This is a genomic window from Rodentibacter sp. Ppn85 (genome assembly GCF_001999335.1).
GTDB lineage: Bacteria > Pseudomonadota > Gammaproteobacteria > Enterobacterales > Pasteurellaceae > Rodentibacter.
On the sequence record NZ_MLHS01000002.1, the window covers coordinates 60,468 to 76,904 of the forward strand.

General features: G+C 39.6%; 19 protein-coding genes and 3 tRNA genes. 14 read left to right on the forward strand and 8 right to left on the reverse strand.

What is annotated here, in order from left to right; all coding sequences use genetic code 11:
- Positions 1 to 436: 436 nt before the first annotated feature.
- The 4 genes from narQ to rpoH all read left to right on the forward strand — a co-directional run bounded on the left by narQ (position 437) and on the right by rpoH (position 4,566).
- The gene (gene narQ / locus BKL51_RS00390) at positions 437 to 2,179 is read left to right on the forward strand and encodes a nitrate/nitrite two-component system sensor histidine kinase NarQ (RefSeq protein ID WP_077464791.1); all 1,743 of its coding nucleotides are present in this window, start codon (positions 437 to 439) and stop codon (positions 2,177 to 2,179) included.
- A 9-nt stretch (positions 2,180 to 2,188) separates the two neighbouring features.
- Positions 2,189 to 3,214 (forward strand): UDP-N-acetylmuramate dehydrogenase, encoded by a 1,026-nt coding sequence (gene murB / locus BKL51_RS00395; protein WP_077464792.1) that lies wholly within the window; start codon positions 2,189 to 2,191, stop codon positions 3,212 to 3,214.
- Between the two features lie 71 nt (positions 3,215 to 3,285).
- On the forward strand, positions 3,286 to 3,603 hold the full coding sequence (locus tag BKL51_RS00400) for a DUF2322 family protein (protein WP_077464793.1): 318 nt from the start codon (positions 3,286 to 3,288) through the stop codon (positions 3,601 to 3,603).
- 117 nt (positions 3,604 to 3,720) lie between these two features.
- Positions 3,721 to 4,566, forward strand: coding sequence for an RNA polymerase sigma factor RpoH (rpoH, locus tag BKL51_RS00405; protein WP_077464794.1), 846 nt, complete (start codon positions 3,721 to 3,723; stop codon positions 4,564 to 4,566).
- A 46-nt stretch (positions 4,567 to 4,612) separates the two neighbouring features.
- Here rpoH and plsY read toward each other — a convergent pair whose 3' ends face one another.
- A complete protein-coding gene (plsY, locus tag BKL51_RS00410; RefSeq protein WP_077464795.1) occupies positions 4,613 to 5,212 on the reverse strand; it encodes a glycerol-3-phosphate 1-O-acyltransferase PlsY in 600 nt (199 codons plus the stop codon).
- An 85-nt stretch (positions 5,213 to 5,297) separates the two neighbouring features.
- On the opposite strand from plsY, the gene folB reads away from it, so the two are divergent.
- A complete protein-coding gene (gene folB, locus BKL51_RS00415; protein ID WP_077464796.1) occupies positions 5,298 to 5,666 on the forward strand; it encodes a dihydroneopterin aldolase in 369 nt (122 codons plus the stop codon).
- Between the two features lie 91 nt (positions 5,667 to 5,757).
- On the opposite strand, the gene rplI is transcribed toward folB, so the two are convergent.
- The 5 genes from rplI to infA form a co-directional block, all read right to left on the reverse strand.
- A complete protein-coding gene (rplI, locus tag BKL51_RS00420) occupies positions 5,758 to 6,207 on the reverse strand; it encodes a 50S ribosomal protein L9 (protein ID WP_077464797.1) in 450 nt (149 codons plus the stop codon).
- 15 nt (positions 6,208 to 6,222) lie between these two features.
- A complete protein-coding gene (gene rpsR, locus BKL51_RS00425) occupies positions 6,223 to 6,453 on the reverse strand; it encodes a 30S ribosomal protein S18 (protein WP_018355466.1) in 231 nt (76 codons plus the stop codon).
- Between the two features lie 11 nt (positions 6,454 to 6,464).
- Positions 6,465 to 6,791: a primosomal replication protein N gene (priB, locus tag BKL51_RS00430; protein ID WP_077464798.1), complete on the reverse strand. Its 327-nt coding sequence runs from the start codon at positions 6,789 to 6,791 to the stop codon at positions 6,465 to 6,467.
- Positions 6,778 to 7,155: a 30S ribosomal protein S6 gene (rpsF, locus tag BKL51_RS00435; protein WP_077464799.1), complete on the reverse strand. Its 378-nt coding sequence runs from the start codon at positions 7,153 to 7,155 to the stop codon at positions 6,778 to 6,780. The genes priB and rpsF overlap by 14 nt, the downstream gene beginning before the upstream one ends.
- A gap of 191 nt (positions 7,156 to 7,346) precedes the next feature.
- Entirely contained in the window at positions 7,347 to 7,565 is a 219-nt protein-coding gene (infA, locus tag BKL51_RS00440) for a translation initiation factor IF-1 (protein WP_077464800.1), read from the reverse strand.
- 216 nt (positions 7,566 to 7,781) lie between these two features.
- Here infA and rsmA point away from each other — a divergent pair, with 216 nt between their 5' ends.
- The 4 genes from rsmA (at position 7,782) to BKL51_RS00460 (ending at position 11,558) form a co-directional block, all read left to right on the forward strand.
- Positions 7,782 to 8,645, forward strand: a complete 864-nt coding sequence (gene rsmA / locus BKL51_RS00445; protein WP_077464801.1) for a 16S rRNA (adenine(1518)-N(6)/adenine(1519)-N(6))-dimethyltransferase RsmA — start codon at positions 7,782 to 7,784, stop codon at positions 8,643 to 8,645.
- Positions 8,646 to 8,661: 16 nt separating this feature from the next.
- The gene (gene apaH, locus BKL51_RS00450; protein ID WP_077464802.1) at positions 8,662 to 9,489 is read left to right on the forward strand and encodes a bis(5'-nucleosyl)-tetraphosphatase (symmetrical) ApaH; all 828 of its coding nucleotides are present in this window, start codon (positions 8,662 to 8,664) and stop codon (positions 9,487 to 9,489) included.
- Between the two features lie 10 nt (positions 9,490 to 9,499).
- The gene (locus BKL51_RS00455; RefSeq protein ID WP_077464803.1) at positions 9,500 to 10,123 is read left to right on the forward strand and encodes an HI_0552 family protein; all 624 of its coding nucleotides are present in this window, start codon (positions 9,500 to 9,502) and stop codon (positions 10,121 to 10,123) included.
- 100 nt (positions 10,124 to 10,223) lie between these two features.
- A complete protein-coding gene (locus tag BKL51_RS00460; protein WP_077464804.1) occupies positions 10,224 to 11,558 on the forward strand; it encodes an NAD(P)/FAD-dependent oxidoreductase in 1,335 nt (444 codons plus the stop codon).
- 44 nt (positions 11,559 to 11,602) lie between these two features.
- Here BKL51_RS00460 and folD read toward each other — a convergent pair whose 3' ends face one another.
- The gene (folD, locus tag BKL51_RS00465) at positions 11,603 to 12,460 is read right to left on the reverse strand and encodes a bifunctional methylenetetrahydrofolate dehydrogenase/methenyltetrahydrofolate cyclohydrolase FolD (protein ID WP_077464805.1); all 858 of its coding nucleotides are present in this window, start codon (positions 12,458 to 12,460) and stop codon (positions 11,603 to 11,605) included.
- Between the two features lie 174 nt (positions 12,461 to 12,634).
- Here folD and BKL51_RS00470 point away from each other — a divergent pair.
- Together BKL51_RS00470 and BKL51_RS00475 are read left to right on the forward strand one after the other, a co-directional pair.
- Positions 12,635 to 12,711, forward strand: a tRNA-Pro gene (locus tag BKL51_RS00470).
- A gap of 51 nt (positions 12,712 to 12,762) precedes the next feature.
- Positions 12,763 to 12,839, forward strand: a tRNA-Arg gene (locus tag BKL51_RS00475).
- A gap of 212 nt (positions 12,840 to 13,051) precedes the next feature.
- Here BKL51_RS00475 and BKL51_RS00480 read toward each other — a convergent pair.
- A tRNA-Ser gene (locus BKL51_RS00480) sits at positions 13,052 to 13,141 on the reverse strand.
- Between the two features lie 125 nt (positions 13,142 to 13,266).
- Here BKL51_RS00480 and dauA point away from each other — a divergent pair.
- From dauA to pyrE, 3 genes are read left to right on the forward strand one after another with little or no spacing between them, the layout of a single operon-like run.
- Entirely contained in the window at positions 13,267 to 15,009 is a 1,743-nt protein-coding gene (gene dauA / locus BKL51_RS00485; protein ID WP_077464824.1) for a C4-dicarboxylic acid transporter DauA, read from the forward strand.
- A gap of 56 nt (positions 15,010 to 15,065) precedes the next feature.
- The gene (gene rph / locus BKL51_RS00490; RefSeq protein ID WP_077464806.1) at positions 15,066 to 15,782 is read left to right on the forward strand and encodes a ribonuclease PH; all 717 of its coding nucleotides are present in this window, start codon (positions 15,066 to 15,068) and stop codon (positions 15,780 to 15,782) included.
- Between the two features lie 9 nt (positions 15,783 to 15,791).
- Positions 15,792 to 16,433 (forward strand): orotate phosphoribosyltransferase, encoded by a 642-nt coding sequence (gene pyrE, locus BKL51_RS00495; protein WP_077464807.1) that lies wholly within the window; start codon positions 15,792 to 15,794, stop codon positions 16,431 to 16,433.
- The last annotated feature ends 4 nt before the right edge of the window (positions 16,434 to 16,437 follow it).

A 16,437-nucleotide genomic window follows, 5' to 3' on the forward strand; every position in this document is an offset into this window, starting at 1 on the left:
TTTTTTTATATATGAAAAAGTTTTTTGTATATTTAATATTCAAATAGATACACATTAAATTGACAATGGAGGGAAAAGGCTCTATCATGCGCCACATTCCTACAAATGTGTAGGAATACAGGATTGGTCTCCTGAAAAGTGGCTTAAAGGGTTGAAAAACCTTTTTATCGTTTTATGTCTTGCAGACTAGAACACCTCCATGGTGAGCTAGGTAGAAATTCCGCAAGGATGCGTACAGTAAGCCACTTACTGTTAAGACCAATTCTGCTTAGTTCACCACCCTAGAATAGTTTAATAAACTTCTCAAACATTATTTTCCCAAAGATTCTAGCGCCTTATAAAGATCCCTTAAGCATAGTCTTTTCTTATTTTTTATAGCTAACTAAAAACTACCTTCTATGAAAGTGGCTTTTCACTTAAAAGCTGGGGTATTTTTATGTTAAAATGGCACGAATTTTTCTATAAAGGCATTCCAGTGCAATTCACTCGTTCAGTTTCTTTACGTATTGCAAAATATCTTTCTCTTATCATTATTGCTGCGGGGGTTATTAGTTCTCTGAGTTTAGCGATTATGGCGAGTAATAAATCCGATGCTGAAGCGATTAATGTTTCCGGTTCACTTCGTATGCAAAGTTATCGTTTGCTGTACTTGATGGAAAAGCAGCCGAACACTGTTGAAAAAAATCTAGGGTTTTATGAAAAAAGCCTCCATGCTCCAAGTTTGATGGATATTCAGCATCAATTATTTACTCCCGATGCAGTAAAACAATCGTACCAAACCATCCTTCAACGTTGGGCGATAATGGAAAATTTTGCCCGACAAAATGATATTCAACAATACAGTCGAAATCTCACGGATTATGTGAGTGAAGTGGATTATTTTGTGTTTGAATTGCAACGTTTTAGTGAGCAAAAATGGCTTTTGGCGTTATCCGTACTGTGTTTTTCGATGTTACTCATTGTGGGGATGGTCTCTTATGTCATTTGGTTTACGCAACGTGAAGTGGTGAAACCGTTAAAATTGCTCACGCGGGCCAGTATACAAGTGCAAATGCGCCAGTTTAAACATATTCCGCTTGATACGAAAAATGATAATGAGCTTGGTACGTTAGCGCGAGTATTCACGCAAATGTCAACAGAGTTGGGTAAACTGTATTCACGTCTTGAAGATGCAGTGAATGAAAAAACACAAAAATTACGTCAAACCAACCGCTCTTTATCGACCCTCTACCAAAGCTCACAGTTACTTACTATGAATGCAATTGATGATAAAATTCTCAGCCAAATATTGCACCAGATTTTTGTGAGTGAACATTTGAGCTATATTGAATTGGATATTTTAGGGGCGGAGCATTGGGATATTGCATTAGGAGAGAAAAATACGTATCAGAGTCTGGAAACGCAAGAATTGAAAGTGGAAAGTGAGGTGCTGGGTGTGCTTTCATGGCAAGCAGGATTACCTTGCCCTGATCCTCGAATGATGCAAAATTTGGCGCAAATGTTAGCACGAGCCTTATATTTCCACAAAAATCAACGTCAGCAAGAACAACTTTTATTAATGGAAGAACGATCTATTATTGCGCGAGAGTTACATGATTCATTGGCTCAAGTATTATCTTTTTTACAGATCCAACTTGCTTTGTTGAAACATAATTTAAGGAAGAATGATGAAGCGGCACGACAGAAAAGTTTTGCCATTATTGATAACTTTGAACAAGCCCTTTCTAGCGGTTATATGCAGTTGCGTGAGTTGTTGGCTACCTTCCGTCTAACAGTACAGGAGGCTAATTTACAGCAGGCATTGGAACAAGTTGTTGATTCTTTGCGTCCGCAAACTAATATGCGAATGAGAGTAAATAGCCAGCTCCCGTCACAAAGCTTGAATCCCCAGCAACTCGTCCATTTGCTACAAGTTGTACGTGAAGCGACTTTAAATGCGATCAAACATTCACTGGGAACGACAATTGAAATTACTGCTCATATCAATCCAGAGGGAGAGTATGAAATTCTTATTCAAGATGATGGCGTTGGCATTCCAAGTTTAGATGAACCGGAAGGGCATTACGGATTAAATATTATGGCGGAACGTTGTGGTCAGCTCAATGCAGAATTAACCATTAATCGCCGTGAACAGGGCGGTACACAAGTTAAAATCACGTTACCACAGAAGCTATTTTAAGGAAACATAATGAAAAGTTTACAATATTTTCATACCTTTCATATTTCAGCCAATGCGAATGAGATTACTGAAGTAAAAAATCTTGAACAATTGAAAGGGGCTTGGATTGGAGCAAAGGCTCAGAATCTTCCCGTACTGTTTCTCGGGCAAGGTAGTAACATGCTTTTTGTCGAAGATTTTAATGGGATCGTTATTATCAATCGACTATTGGGTATTAGCCATAAACAAGATGATTGTTTTCACTATCTCCACGTCAATTCCGGGGAAAATTGGCATAATTTGGTGAGATACAGTCTTGAACGGGGCATTGGAGGGTTAGAAAATCTTGCACTGATTCCGGGCTGTGCAGGATCAGCGCCGATTCAAAATATCGGCGCTTATGGTGTGGAATTTAAAGATGTTTGTCATTATGTTGATGTACTCGATTTGGCAACGGACAAACAATTTCGATTAAGTACGGAAGAATGTGATTTTGGTTATCGGGAAAGTATTTTTAAGCACCGTTATCGGCATGATCATGTAATTATTGCGATAGGGTTAAAACTGTCAAAAAATTGGCAACCCGTATTGGAATACGGTACGCTTGTAAATTTCGATAGGGAAAGGGTAACGGTGAAACAAATATTTGATGAAGTTTGCCATATTCGCCAAAGTAAATTACCGAATCCTGATGTGTTTGGCAATGCGGGGAGTTTTTTTAAGAACCCGGTGATTAGTGCCAAACAGTTTTCCGAATTGCAAAAACTTAACGAAAATCTACCGCACTTTCCACAGCCTGATGGACGTGTAAAGCTCGCAGCAGGTTGGTTAATTGAACAATGTAATCTTAAAGGCTTTAAAATTGGTGGTGCTTCAGTGCACAAAAAACAGGCATTAGTACTGATTAATGAGAATAACGCAACAGGACAAGATGTAGTGAAGCTTGCGCATTATATCCGTCAAACAGTGGCGGAAAAATTTGCTGTCTATCTCCAACCGGAAGTTCGTTTTATCGGAGCGGAGGGGGAGATCGATAGTGAAAAGGCGATTGCTTAATTTTTTCGTGTATAAGTGCTAGAATTTGCTATCGTATTGAATAAAGATTCCTATCAATAAAGGAAAATAGAATGAATTTTAAAGAGATTTTAGATACGTTTCCGATAATTGATCACCTAACCGGGTTAAATGTAAAGCAAGATGGTGAGATCATTCATAATATTCCCGCCATAGCAGGAAAGCTAGGGTCATTGCGCCTTTACAACGCTCTTGCGGAAAAATTTAATGGAAAATTAGACCGCACTTCGGCGCAACAGGGCATAGATTGGTTTGCGGAATATGTGGAAGATGCCAAGAGAAATCCAGGTAAACACCCCAATATTGATTTGCTTTTTAAGGTACTTAATGAAGGTTTGATTTTAGAACTTGAAGTATTAAAAAATAGCTGAATATATTGAACTTTTAATCGGTAAAACCTGTCTTAGAAAGTAAATTAGCTCAATAAAGCCCTTTATTGTGCAATAAGGAAAATCACTAATTGGCAAAGTCCAAAAAGAAGGAAAAAGATGGATAAAGAAACACAAATGATGTTAGTTCCTCAAGGTAGCATTGAAGGCTATATTCGTGCGGCAAATGAATATCCAATGTTGACTGCAGAGGAAGAAAAAGAATTAGCGGAACGTTTATATTATAACGGTGATATTGAGGCGGCTAAGAAATTAGTGTTGTCACATCTTCGTTTTGTTATTCACGTTGCACGTGGTTACTCCGGTTATGGTTTACCGCAGGCAGATCTTATTCAAGAAGGCAATATCGGTTTAATGAAAGCAGTAAAACGTTTTAATCCGGAAATAGGAGTTCGTTTAGTTTCCTTTGCCGTACATTGGATTAAAGCTGAGATCCATGAATATGTATTACGCAATTGGCGTATTGTGAAAGTTGCGACCACAAAAGCACAACGCAAATTATTTTTCAATCTACGTAAAACAAAACAGCGTTTAGGTTGGTTCAATGAAAATGAATTAGATATTGTGGCAAATGAATTAGGCGTGTCAAAAGAAGATGTGATTGAAATGGAATCTCGTATGACCGGTGCCGATGTAGGTTTTGATTTACCAATTGATGACAGTGAAAGCGAAACTTATTCACCATCGCTTTATTTGGAGGATAAAAGTTCTAACTTCGCAGCGGAGTTGGAGAACGAAAATTTTGAAAGCCAAGCGACTGAGCAGTTAAGTAACGCATTGCAAAGCCTTGATGCACGTAGTCAAGATATTATTAAAGCCCGTTGGTTAGATGATAATAAAGCAACATTGCATGATTTAGCGGCAAAATATAATGTGTCCGCAGAACGTATTCGTCAACTTGAGGCTAACGCTCTTAAAAAATTGAAAAGTACGGTGAATTTTTAGCTACTTTTGAAAAAAGAAAACCTGCCAAATGGTAGGTTTTTTAATTTTAATTTTTCTTTAATTTTAACCATATTTTGTCTTCTTGCCCACGCCATAAGCGTTGAATGTTATCATGATGGCGGTAAATTAGTAAACAGCTTACCAATGCTACAGGGAAGGTAAATTCAGGTTTAAACCACCAGACATAAAAAGGTGCAAGTAGTGCGGTAACGACTGCGCTTAAAGAAGAATAGCCACTGATTAAGAAAACGATAAACCAAGTACCGAAAATCGATCCCGCTACTGCCCATGCAATTGGTGCAATTGCGCCAAATGCCGTGGCGACCCCTTTTCCACCTTTAAATCTAAAAAAAATAGGAAAAATATGTCCTAAACAGCCCCCGAGAGCGACCATACCCAATTCAAATTGAGTTAATCCTAGGTAATAACCAGCCCAAACCGGTAACATACCTTTTAAAATATCAAAAATGAGTACGGCAAGTGCGGTCCAACGCCCGCCAAGACGAAATACATTCGTTGCTCCTGGATTGTGAGAGCCGTATTGACGAGGATCGGGTAAGCCTGCTACTTTACAAATTAAGATTGCACTGGAAATCGATCCTAAGAGATAGGCAAGAATCATGTAAATAATGGCGAATAGGCTCATTTAATCCCCCAGAATGATAAAATTTCCTCGCTATTTTACCTAAACTTGCTAGCATACGCCTACTATAATTTTAGAGGAATCTGATATGGATCGTATTTTTATTGAGGAATTAACGGTATTTGCCCAAATTGGTATCTATGATTGGGAACAACAAATTCAACAAAAATTAGTGTTTGATATTGAAATGGCCTGGGATTGTAGAAAGGCGGCAGAAACCGATGACGTACAATATTGTCTTAATTATGCGGAAGTTAGCCGATTTATTCTAGATTATGTGCAGGCAAAGCCCTTTTTACTTGTTGAACGTGTTGCTTACGAGGTTGCCGAACAATTACAAAAACGTTTTTCTATTCCGTGGTTGCGTTTGAAATTAAGTAAACCGAAAGCAGTGGCACAGGCGCATAGTGTAGGAGTCATTATTGAACGAGGTACTTTACCTGCAGAGGTAAAATAAATGAAAAAATGTGAAATTTTTTACCACACTTTTTACTGAACTTAGCAATAAAAAACCCGACTTCTGTCGGGTTTTTTTGTGTACGGATAAATTATTCCGCAACAATAACGATGTTTAATGAGGCAAACACTTCACCGTGAAGTTGGAAACGAACATCGTGTTCACCAAGGGTACGAATTGGACCGTTTGGTAAACGAACTTCGCTTTTCGCCACTTCAACGCCTGCAGAAGTAACTGCTTCGGCTACATCACGGGTAGTGATAGAACCGAATAAACGACCTTCATCACCGGCTTTAGAAGAGATAGTTACTTTTTCTAACGCTTCTAAACGTTCTGCACGGTCGATTGCCGCTGCTAATGATTTAGCCGCTTTTTCTTCTAACTCGGCACGACGTGCTTCAAAGTGTTCGATGTTTGCTTTAGTTGCCATAACCGCTTTACCTTGCGGGATTAAGAAGTTACGCGCAAAACCTGATTTAACATCTACTTGATCACCTACATTACCTAGGTGAGCAATTTTATCTAAAAGAATAACTTGCATTTGACCTTCTCCTTCTTAGTGATGATGTGCATCAGAGTAAGGCAATAACGCTAAATAACGCGCGCGTTTGATTGCACGGGCTAATTGACGCTGGTACTTCGCACGAGTACCGGTAATACGGCTTGGTACAATTTTGCCGCTTTCAGAAATGTAGTTCTTTAATGTAGCGATATCTTTGTAATCGATTTCCACAACATTTTCCGCAGTGAAACGGCAGAACTTACGACGACGGAAATAACGTGCCATTTGGCTGTCTCCTAATCTATAAATTCGATTTGCTCGGCATGTAAAACTAACTGGCTTAAACCGTTGACGGTTCTATGTGAGGTGATGAAACCCACAACCAATAGTTGATTGCCGACCGTAATGCTTTGAGTTTTTTCTACTAATTGATTGCCACTAACTTGAATGGGCATTTTTAACCACGCTTGGCGAGATAAACCGCTTTCAACCTGTTCGGAACGATGTTCCAACCAAAATCGGCAATGCTCAATACCATTAGGGCTTTTATGTCGCTTTGGTAGTTGGCAGACAACGCCAGTTAACGAAAAGCGATTATCAACGTTTGAATTACTCTTCAGCATCCTCAAAATCGTTGTTTTCAACTTCAGCTAAAGCTTTACGATCATCCTTTGCTTTAACCATTGGGGACGCTTCTGTTACGGCGTGCTTAGTATGAATAACAAGACTGCGTAATACAGCATCGTTATAACGGAAAGTCGTTTCTAGCTCGTCGATGACTTGTTGAGGCGCTTCTACATTCATAAGCACATAATGTGCTTTGTGTAATTTGTTGATTGGGTATGCTAATTGACGGCGACCCCAATCTTCTAGGCGATGAATCTGACCACCGGCTTCTTTAATAGAACCTGTGTAACGTTCAATCATACCTGGTACTTGCTCGCTTTGGTCCGGATGAACCATAAACACGATTTCGTAGTGACGCATTACTGCTCCTTACGGGTTAATCAGCCTTTGACATAGATTAGCCACCAATCTGCAAAGGCAAGGAACGAAAAATTGAACGTGGCTAAGGGTTGCGGATTATATCTAAATTTTTGTTTTTTGCAACTGATTTGAAGTTTTTTTAGGCAATAAAAAACCGATAATTTATATCGGCTTTCTTCTTTTCTCTAAAATTATCGACTACGGAAAATAATACGACCTTTACTAAGATCATAAGGGGTCATTTCTACCGTAACTTTATCACCGGTTAAAATACGAATATAGTTTTTACGCATTTTACCGGAAATGTGAGCCGTCACCACATGACCGTTTTCTAATTCTACACGAAACATGGTATTCGGTAACGTTTCTAAAATGGTACCTTGCATTTCGATATTATCTTCTTTTGCCATTGTATCCTCTAAAAAATAACTAATTTTAACCGCACTTTCTGCGGAAACTTAAGAAAACGGGCGGATTATAGCCGTTTTTGAGTTGAGGTGAAAGGGAAAATCAAATTGTGTTGAAAAAATAATCTTTTTGTGTAGGGTTGGGATTCAATAGTTCAATGATTTACAAACCCAAATCACACTCTATAATAACCACAATTTGATAAAAGATAGAAGAGTATGAATTCCAAAAAACACTTAGGGCATACCGCCCGCAAACGTTTCGGGCAAAATTTTTTGCACGATAACAACGTCATTCAGGATATTGTTGCGGCGATTTATCCGCAAAAGGATCAATTTTTATTAGAAATCGGCCCCGGACTTGGCGCATTAACCGAGCCGGTCGCCGAACAAGTCGATCATTTAACCGTAGTGGAGCTGGATCGCGATCTGGCGGAACGTCTGCTCCACCACCCGTTTCTACATCATAAAATTACTGTGATCGAGAATGATGCGATGCAATTTGATTTTGGCGAGCTTTATCGTCAAGAAAATTTAGCCGAGACAGGGCGGAAATTACGTATCTTTGGAAATTTACCCTATAACATTTCTACGCCTTTGATGTTCCACCTTTTTAAATATCATCACATTATTCAAGATATGCACTTTATGTTGCAAAAAGAGGTGGTAAAACGTTTATGTGCCGCACCGAATAGTAAGGCTTACGGGCGTTTAACCATTATGGCACAGTACTTTTGTCAAGTGATGCCGGTGTTAGAAGTGCCTCCGACAGCCTTTAAACCCGCACCGAAAGTAGATTCGGCCGTAGTGCGTTTAATTCCTCATCAAGTGTTGCCACATCCGGTGAAAGATTTATATTGGCTGAATAGAGTGTGTTCACAAGCTTTTAATCAACGCCGTAAAACCTTGCGCAATGCGTTATCAACCTTATTTTCGGCAGAAATTTTGACCGCACTTGGGATCGATTTAAATGCACGTGCAGAAAATCTTTCCATTGCGGATTACGCCCGTTTGGCGAATTGGTTGGCTAATAATCCTCCGGAAGAAATGAATAAACCGGAAATTATTGATACGGATGATTAATTAAAGAGCGGTTAACATGGCAACATATTTTGTAGGCGATCTACACGGCTGTTATGATGAATTGCAACTTTTGTTGGAAAAAGTGGCGTTTGAACCTATACAGGATAAATTATATCTTGTAGGGGATTTAGTGGCGCGAGGGGATAAATCGCTAGAGTGTTTGCGTTTTGTGAAATCCTTGGGGAATGCTGCACAAACAGTTTTAGGTAATCACGATTTACATTTAATTTCTACCGCACTTGGTATTAAAAAAGTGAAATCAAAGGATCGGGTAGATAGTATTTTTCAAGCGCCGGATTTTGAAGAGCTGATTGACTGGCTACGCTATCAGCCTTTGCTTGTACATAATGAAAAACAGCATTTTGTTATGTGTCACGCTGGCATCTCGCCTGATTGGGATCTGGTTACGGCGAAAGCCTGTGCGAAGGAAGTGGAACATATATTAAGACAAGGCGATATTTGTCATTTACTGGAAAATATGTATGCGGAACAACCGGATCGTTGGTCGTCTGAATTACAGGGGGTTGATCGCCTTCGCTATATTATTAATGTTTTTACCCGTATGCGTTTCTGCTATTGGGATCATCGCCTTGATTTTGCCTGTAAATCACCATTAAAAGGTGCCCCACCGGAACTAACGCCTTGGTTTAACTTGAATAATCCTATTTATCAAGAAATTCCGATTATTTTCGGGCATTGGGCAAGTTTAGTGGACGAACCGACACCAAAGGGTATTTATGCGTTGGATACAGGCTGTGTGTGGAACAATAGAATGACGATGTTACGTTGGGAAGACAAGCAATTCTTTATACAAAATGCGGTTAAAAATTATTGTGTTTTTTAAGGAGTAATGAATGCTTTCTCTTACTACCGAATCGTGCGAGCTTTTTGATATTCCTTTTTACCAGTTTGCACAAATGAAAAAATTCTGTCCGGCAGACATCCCCTCGATTAAAGCTAATTACAAATGCCATTGGAATAATTGGAAAGCCATTATTCAAGAAGTGGCGAAACAACTTGGCACGCCTTTTGCAAAACCGCATATTGAAAGCTGGACAAACGGTTGGCAAGTCAGAGCGCATTTTTTTGCCTATTTTAAATATGAATTCAATCAAAATTCGGCGGCAATTTTTTCGGTTTTGTTAAATCGTCGCCGTTTATCGGTGAGTTTAGATTGGCATTGCTACCGTGCGGATCGTTCGCAAATTAGCTTGCAACAATATAATCAATGGCTGGATGAGTTTGATTTTAACGCTTTTTCCAAGTGGGATATATGGCATTGCGATGAAAGCGAGTACAACGATTTTCGTCAGGTTAATCAACTCGATATAAAAAATTTATTGCTGCATTCCGATAAGGATTTTTGGTGTATCGGTCACAATATTGAAAAAAACGCATTGCAAAATATTGATACTGTAAATTTTATAGTGAATACCATTCGGGGATTACAGCCTCTTTATGAACATTGCCATCGGTAAGTGCGGTCATTTTCGTGAAAGTTTTTCTTATCATTTATTTAGTTATGTTATCATTACAAAGATTTAACATTTTTAACAATATTTTATTTAGGAGAGCAATATGAAAAACGTCGTAGTCATTGGCGGTGGTGCCGGCGGTGTTGAATTGGCGACTTTTTTGGGGAATAAACTTGGCCGCAAGGGAAAAGCCAAAATAACCTTAGTGGATCGCAACGCCACCCACCTTTGGAAACCTTTATTACATGAAATTGCAACCGGTGTTTTGGATGACGGTGTTGATTCTTTAAGCTACCGTGCGCATGGTAAAAATCACTATTTTAGCTTTGAACAAGGCTCGATTACCCGTATTAACCGTGAACAAAAGTATGTGGAACTTGCACCTATTTACGGTCAAGAAGGAGATATGTTGGTGATTGCACGTCGAATTCCTTATGATTATTTAGTTTTGGCTATTGGTAGTAAATCCAACGATTTTAACACTAAAGGTGTGGCGGAAAACTGTATTTTCTTGGATAGTTCCGAGCAAGCACTACGTTTCCAGCGAAAAGTTTTGGAGCTCTTTTTGAAATTCTCTGAAAACCGTGCATTGGACGATATTGGTGAGGAAGAATTTAAACAAAAATTGATTGAGGAACATAAAGTCAATATTGCTATTGTCGGTGGTGGGGCGACAGGTGTGGAATTAACGGCGGAACTTTACCATGCCACTGAAGATTTGTCCTCTTACGGCTATGGCAAAATTGATAATTCTTGTTTGCAGGTAACCTTAGTTGAAGCCGGTCCTCGTTTATTACCAGCGTTACCGGAAGATTTGTCTGCTGCCGTTTTAGACGAATTAAAGGATATGGGGGCGAATGTCAAACTCGGCACGATGATCACCGAGGCGCAACCTAATACTTTAATTACAAAAGACGGCGAGGAAATTAAAGCCGATTTAATTGTTTGGGCGGCAGGTGTGCGAACTTCAAAAGTAACCCACAATTTTGATGGTTTAGAGATTAATCATACCAACCAATTAGTGGTAAAAGAAACGCTACAAACCACGGTCGACGAGAGTATTTTTGCTATCGGCGATTGTGCGGCATTGACTCAGCCCAACGGCACGTTAGTTCCTCCGCGTGCTCAAGCCGCACACCAAATGGCAAAGGCTTGTGCAAAAAATATTTTTGCCGTCTTTGATAATAAACCGTTGAAGGCGTTTAAATACAATGATAAAGGCACTTTAGTATCGCTTTCCAGTTTTACGGCTTTGGGTAGTTTAACGAATAAATTTGGTAAGAATCCATTAACCGTGCACGGTAAATTTGCACAATTTGCTTATGTATCACTTTATCGTATGCACCAACATGCATTGCATGGCTGTACTAAAATTGGATTGATTATTTTGGTGGATAAGATTAATCGCTATTTAAAACCGAGATTGAAATTACATTAATCCGAGAAAGCAAAAGTGCGGTCAAAAATAACCGCACTTTTTTGTTACACTAAATTATTGTTATGCTCGTAAGCATAGACTGTATTATACATTAACATTGCGACTGTCATTGGGCCTACTCCCCCCGGAACCGGTGTAATGTAGCTTGCTTTTTGGGCTGCGGCTTCAAATCCAACATCACCCACTAACTTACCCTCAATTCGGTTAATACCGACATCAATGACAACAGCCCCTTGTTTTACCCAGTCACCCGGCACAAGATTAGGTTTACCGACGGCAACAACCAAAATATCGGCTTGGCGAACATGGTTTTCCAGATCTTTTGTAAAACGGTGAGTAACCGTAACCGTTGCACCGGCAAGTAATAATTCCAAGGACATTGGGCGGCCCACAATATTTGAAGCGCCAACGATAACCGCATGTTTTCCGTGTAAATCAATGTCGGTTGTTTCTAATAACTTCATTACGCCATAGGGCGTGCAAGCACGTAGAGTCGGGATACGCTGGCATAAACGTCCAACGTTATAAGGATGAAAACCATCCACATCTTTTTTCGGATCAATACGTTCAATAATTGCTTCCGGATTGATCTGTTTTGGAAGAGGAAGCTGTACCAAGATACCATCAATAGTTTCATCGGTATTTAATTGGTCGATTAAAGTAAGCAAATCCTGTTCGGTTGTTGTTTCCGGCAAATCATAGGATTTAGAATTAATCCCGATTTCCTCACAACTGCGACGTTTACTTTCCACATAAACTTGAGAGGCGGGATCCGAGCCAACGAGAATAACGGCAAGTCCGGGAGCGCGTTTATCTTTATTGCGATAGTGGGTAATTTTTTTTGAAATTTTATATTTTATTTGTTTAGAAAGTTGAGTTCCCGAGATAATTTGTGCTGTCATTAAAAGTCCTTAATAATGGAAACGTAAACATTTGCTATTTTATCTAACAATGGGAAATTTACAAAATCAAATATGCTGAATGGGGAAATTGAAATAATTTTGAGCAGTCAAATACAAAAATAATAAAAATTGATTGACTGAATAAGAAACCTCACTATAATTGACCGCACTTGTCGGCGAGTAGCGCAGCTTGGTAGCGCAACTGGTTTGGGACCAGTGGGTCGTAGGTTCAAATCCTATCTCGCCGACCATTTCTTTTATATTTCCCCTGGAACTTCATAAAAAAGATACAATCCTAAAATGCGCCCTTAGCTCAGCTGGATAGAGCAACGCCCTTCTAAGGCGTGGGTCAAAGGTTCGAATCCTTTAGGGCGTGCCATTTGCTTTTTTATTCATTAATTATGCTTAGCCGGTTATTGTATTTATTTCAAGAAATTTCCTGTTTTGTATAAGTAAAAGTTTCTTTTCCCCAATTGATATACTTAATAAAGCCTAAAGGCATTTATATGACTTTACAGGAATCGGAGATTATTGGTACGAGAAGCTTTCCTATTTTGTAGAAAGATTTTTGTGTATAAACAGAATGAATAATGGCGGTGAGAGGGGGATTCGAACCCCCGATGCGGTTTCCCACATACACGCTTTCCAGGCGTGCTCCTTCAACCACTCGGACATCTCACCGTGCTGAGGTGCGCAAACTATAAAGATTTGCATAAATTTAGTCAAGTTTTTTGAGCTAGAATATAAAAATCTTCTTAAATTTTCGCTAAAATAGCGATATTTTATTCATGTCTTGTTGTTTTTTTATGCATCTCAAATCATTGTTTTCTAAAAATGTGTTTTTATCCGTAAAACCTTTTAGTGCTTTGAAAGATTCTTTCCGAGCCGGTTACACAAAAAAATCATTTCTTCGGGATATTATTGCAGGCTTAACCGTAGGCGTGATCGCTATTCCACTTTCTATGGCATTGGCGATTGCAAGTGGTGTGCCGCCTCAGCACGGGCTTTATACGGCAATTATTGCTGGCGCAGTGATTGCAATTATGGGTGGATCTCGCTTTAATATTTCAGGCCCTACAGCCGCTTTTGTGGTGATTTTGTATCCGGTAACCCAACAATTTGGGTTGAGCGGTTTATTAATGGCAACGGTACTTTCCGGAGTGATCCTAATTTTAATGGCGTTATTTCGTCTTGGTCGATTGATTGAATATATTCCGCTGCCGGTAACCTTAGGTTTTACCTGCGGGATTGGGATTACTATCGGTACTTTGCAAATTAAAGATTTTTTAGGCTTGAACATTGAACAAATGCCATCGAATTATTTAGAAAAAATTCATGCAATTTTTACCGCATTCCCGACGATTAATTGGGCGGATACTGTGGTGGGTGTGGCTACTTTGTTGGTATTAACCCAATGGCATAAATTACGCCTTGCAATACCGGGACATTTACCGGCAGTGATTATAGGCACGATGTTGGCACTGGTTTTACAATATTTTGGATTTAATGTTGTGACGATTGGTTTGGCGTTCCAATATACGCTGCCGGACGGTTCAATTGGATCCGGTATTCCGAACGTGTTGCCTGATTTTGCCTTGCCATGGAATATCCCTAATGCACAAGGCGAATTGATTCAATGGAATTTTAATAGTTTACAAGCTCTATTGCCGGCGGCATTTTCTATGGCGGTGTTGGGCGCGATTGAATCACTACTTTGTGCAGTGGTGCTTGATAATATGACGGATACTAAACATCATTCTAATAATGAATTGTTGGCACAAGGATTAGGCAATATTGTTTCCCCGTTTTTTGGTGGAATCACTGCAACGGCAGCTATTGCACGTTCTGCGGCGAATGTCAAATCCGGCGCGGTTTCACCTATCGCCAGTGTAGTACATGCGTTGCTCGTTTTGTTTGCGTTACTGTTTTTTGCAAAAGCGCTCTCTTATCTGCCCCTTTCTTCTATGGCGGCATTACTTTTGATTGTTGCATGGAATATGGCAAGCATACATGAAATCATAAATCTTGCCCGCCGTTCTAGCAAAAATGAGCTTACGGTATTATTTACCTGCTTAATTTTGACCGTATTGTTTGATATGGTTATTGCGATCAGTGTAGGCGTATTATTAGCGAGCCTGTTGTTTATTCGTACCATTGCGGAAATGACAAAAGCCATTGAACACAATGTACCGGATGATCTTAATGACGTTTTAGCCTATCGGATTAGCGGCCCTTTATTTTTTGCCGCGGCAGATAAATTATTTTCTGATTTGCATGATAAAACGGTACATACCGATCATGAAATCAAGCATATCGTATTGCAGTGTGATGCTGTGACCGTACTGGATGCGGGGGGGATTCATGCGCTTACGAGATTTGTACAACATATGTTACCGCACCAGCAGCTTTACTTGTGTAATATGCAGTTCCAACCGCTCAGAATGTTGGTGAAATCAAATACGATGTCTGAAATACAAAAAATTAATTTTGCTTCCGATTTAAAGGAAACTTTTGATAAAATTCGCGATTTTGAGCAATCTAACCCATAATAAAAATAAAAGCGTGCTAGAATAATGCGCTTTTTTAACATATTAAGGAATTTTCAATGCGCCCGAATAATCGAGAGAATCATCAACTCCGTCCAATTAAAATTACCCGTCATTATACCAAACATGCCGAAGGTTCGGTTCTCGTTGAGTTTGGTGATACGAAAGTACTTTGTACCGCCACGGTGGAAGAGTCCGTACCGCGTTTTTTAAAAGGTCAAAACCAAGGTTGGGTAACCGCCGAATACGGTATGTTGCCACGCTCTACACATAGCCGTATGCAACGTGAAGCGGCAAAGGGTAAACAAGGCGGACGTACAATGGAAATTCAGCGTTTAATTGCCCGCTCGTTACGTGCGATGGTTGATTTAAAAGCTTTAGGCGAACGGGCAATTACCTTAGATTGTGATGTGATTCAAGCTGACGGAGGCACTCGTACTGCTTCAATTACCGGTGCGGCAATTGCATTATGTGATGCAATTAATGGATTAATTGAAAATGGCACGCTAAAGGCGAATCCGATTAAAGGGTTGGCCGCAGCCGTTTCAGTAGGTATCGTTGAAGGAAAAGCCGTTTGTGATTTGGAATATGTGGAAGATTCTGCGGCAGAAACGGATATGAATGTCGTGATGATGGAAGACGGACGTATGATCGAAGTACAAGGCACGGCAGAAGGCGAGCCGTTTAGTCATGAAGAATTACTCGCTTTATTGGATTTAGCCAAACAAGGCTGTCGTCAAATTTTTGTTGCACAACGTGAGGCTTTGGGGCTATAAGGATTAAAAATGGAACAATATAAACGTGATTTTATTGAATTTGCGCTAAGTCGTAATGTATTGAAATTTGGCGAATTCACGTTGAAATCCGGACGCAAAAGTCCGTATTTTTTCAATGCAGGTTTATTTAATACCGGGGCAGATTTAGCGCGTTTAGGCGAATTTTACGCTGCTGCCGTTCAAGCAAGTGCGGTTGATTTTGATATTATTTTTGGACCGGCTTATAAAGGTATCCCGATTGGTACGACAGTGTCTGTGGCATTATACAACCGTTACAGCATTGATAAACCGGTATGTTTTAACCGTAAGGAAACCAAAGATCACGGTGAAGGCGGTGATTTAATCGGCAGTTCGCTACAAGGAAAAATTTTATTAGTAGATGATGTGATCACCGCGGGAACGGCAATTCGTGAATCCATGCAAATTATTCGGGCAAATAATGCCGAATTGGCTGCCGTATTGATTGCTTTAAATCGTAAAGAACGTGGCAAAGGTACGCTTTCTGCGATTCAAGAAGTTGAACGCGATTATCAATGTCGTGTGTTATCCATCATTGATTTAGATGATTTAATGCAATTTATTGAACAAGATTCGCAATATCACGATTATTTGCCGATAATGCGTACCTACCGAGCTGAATTCGGTGTATAGAACT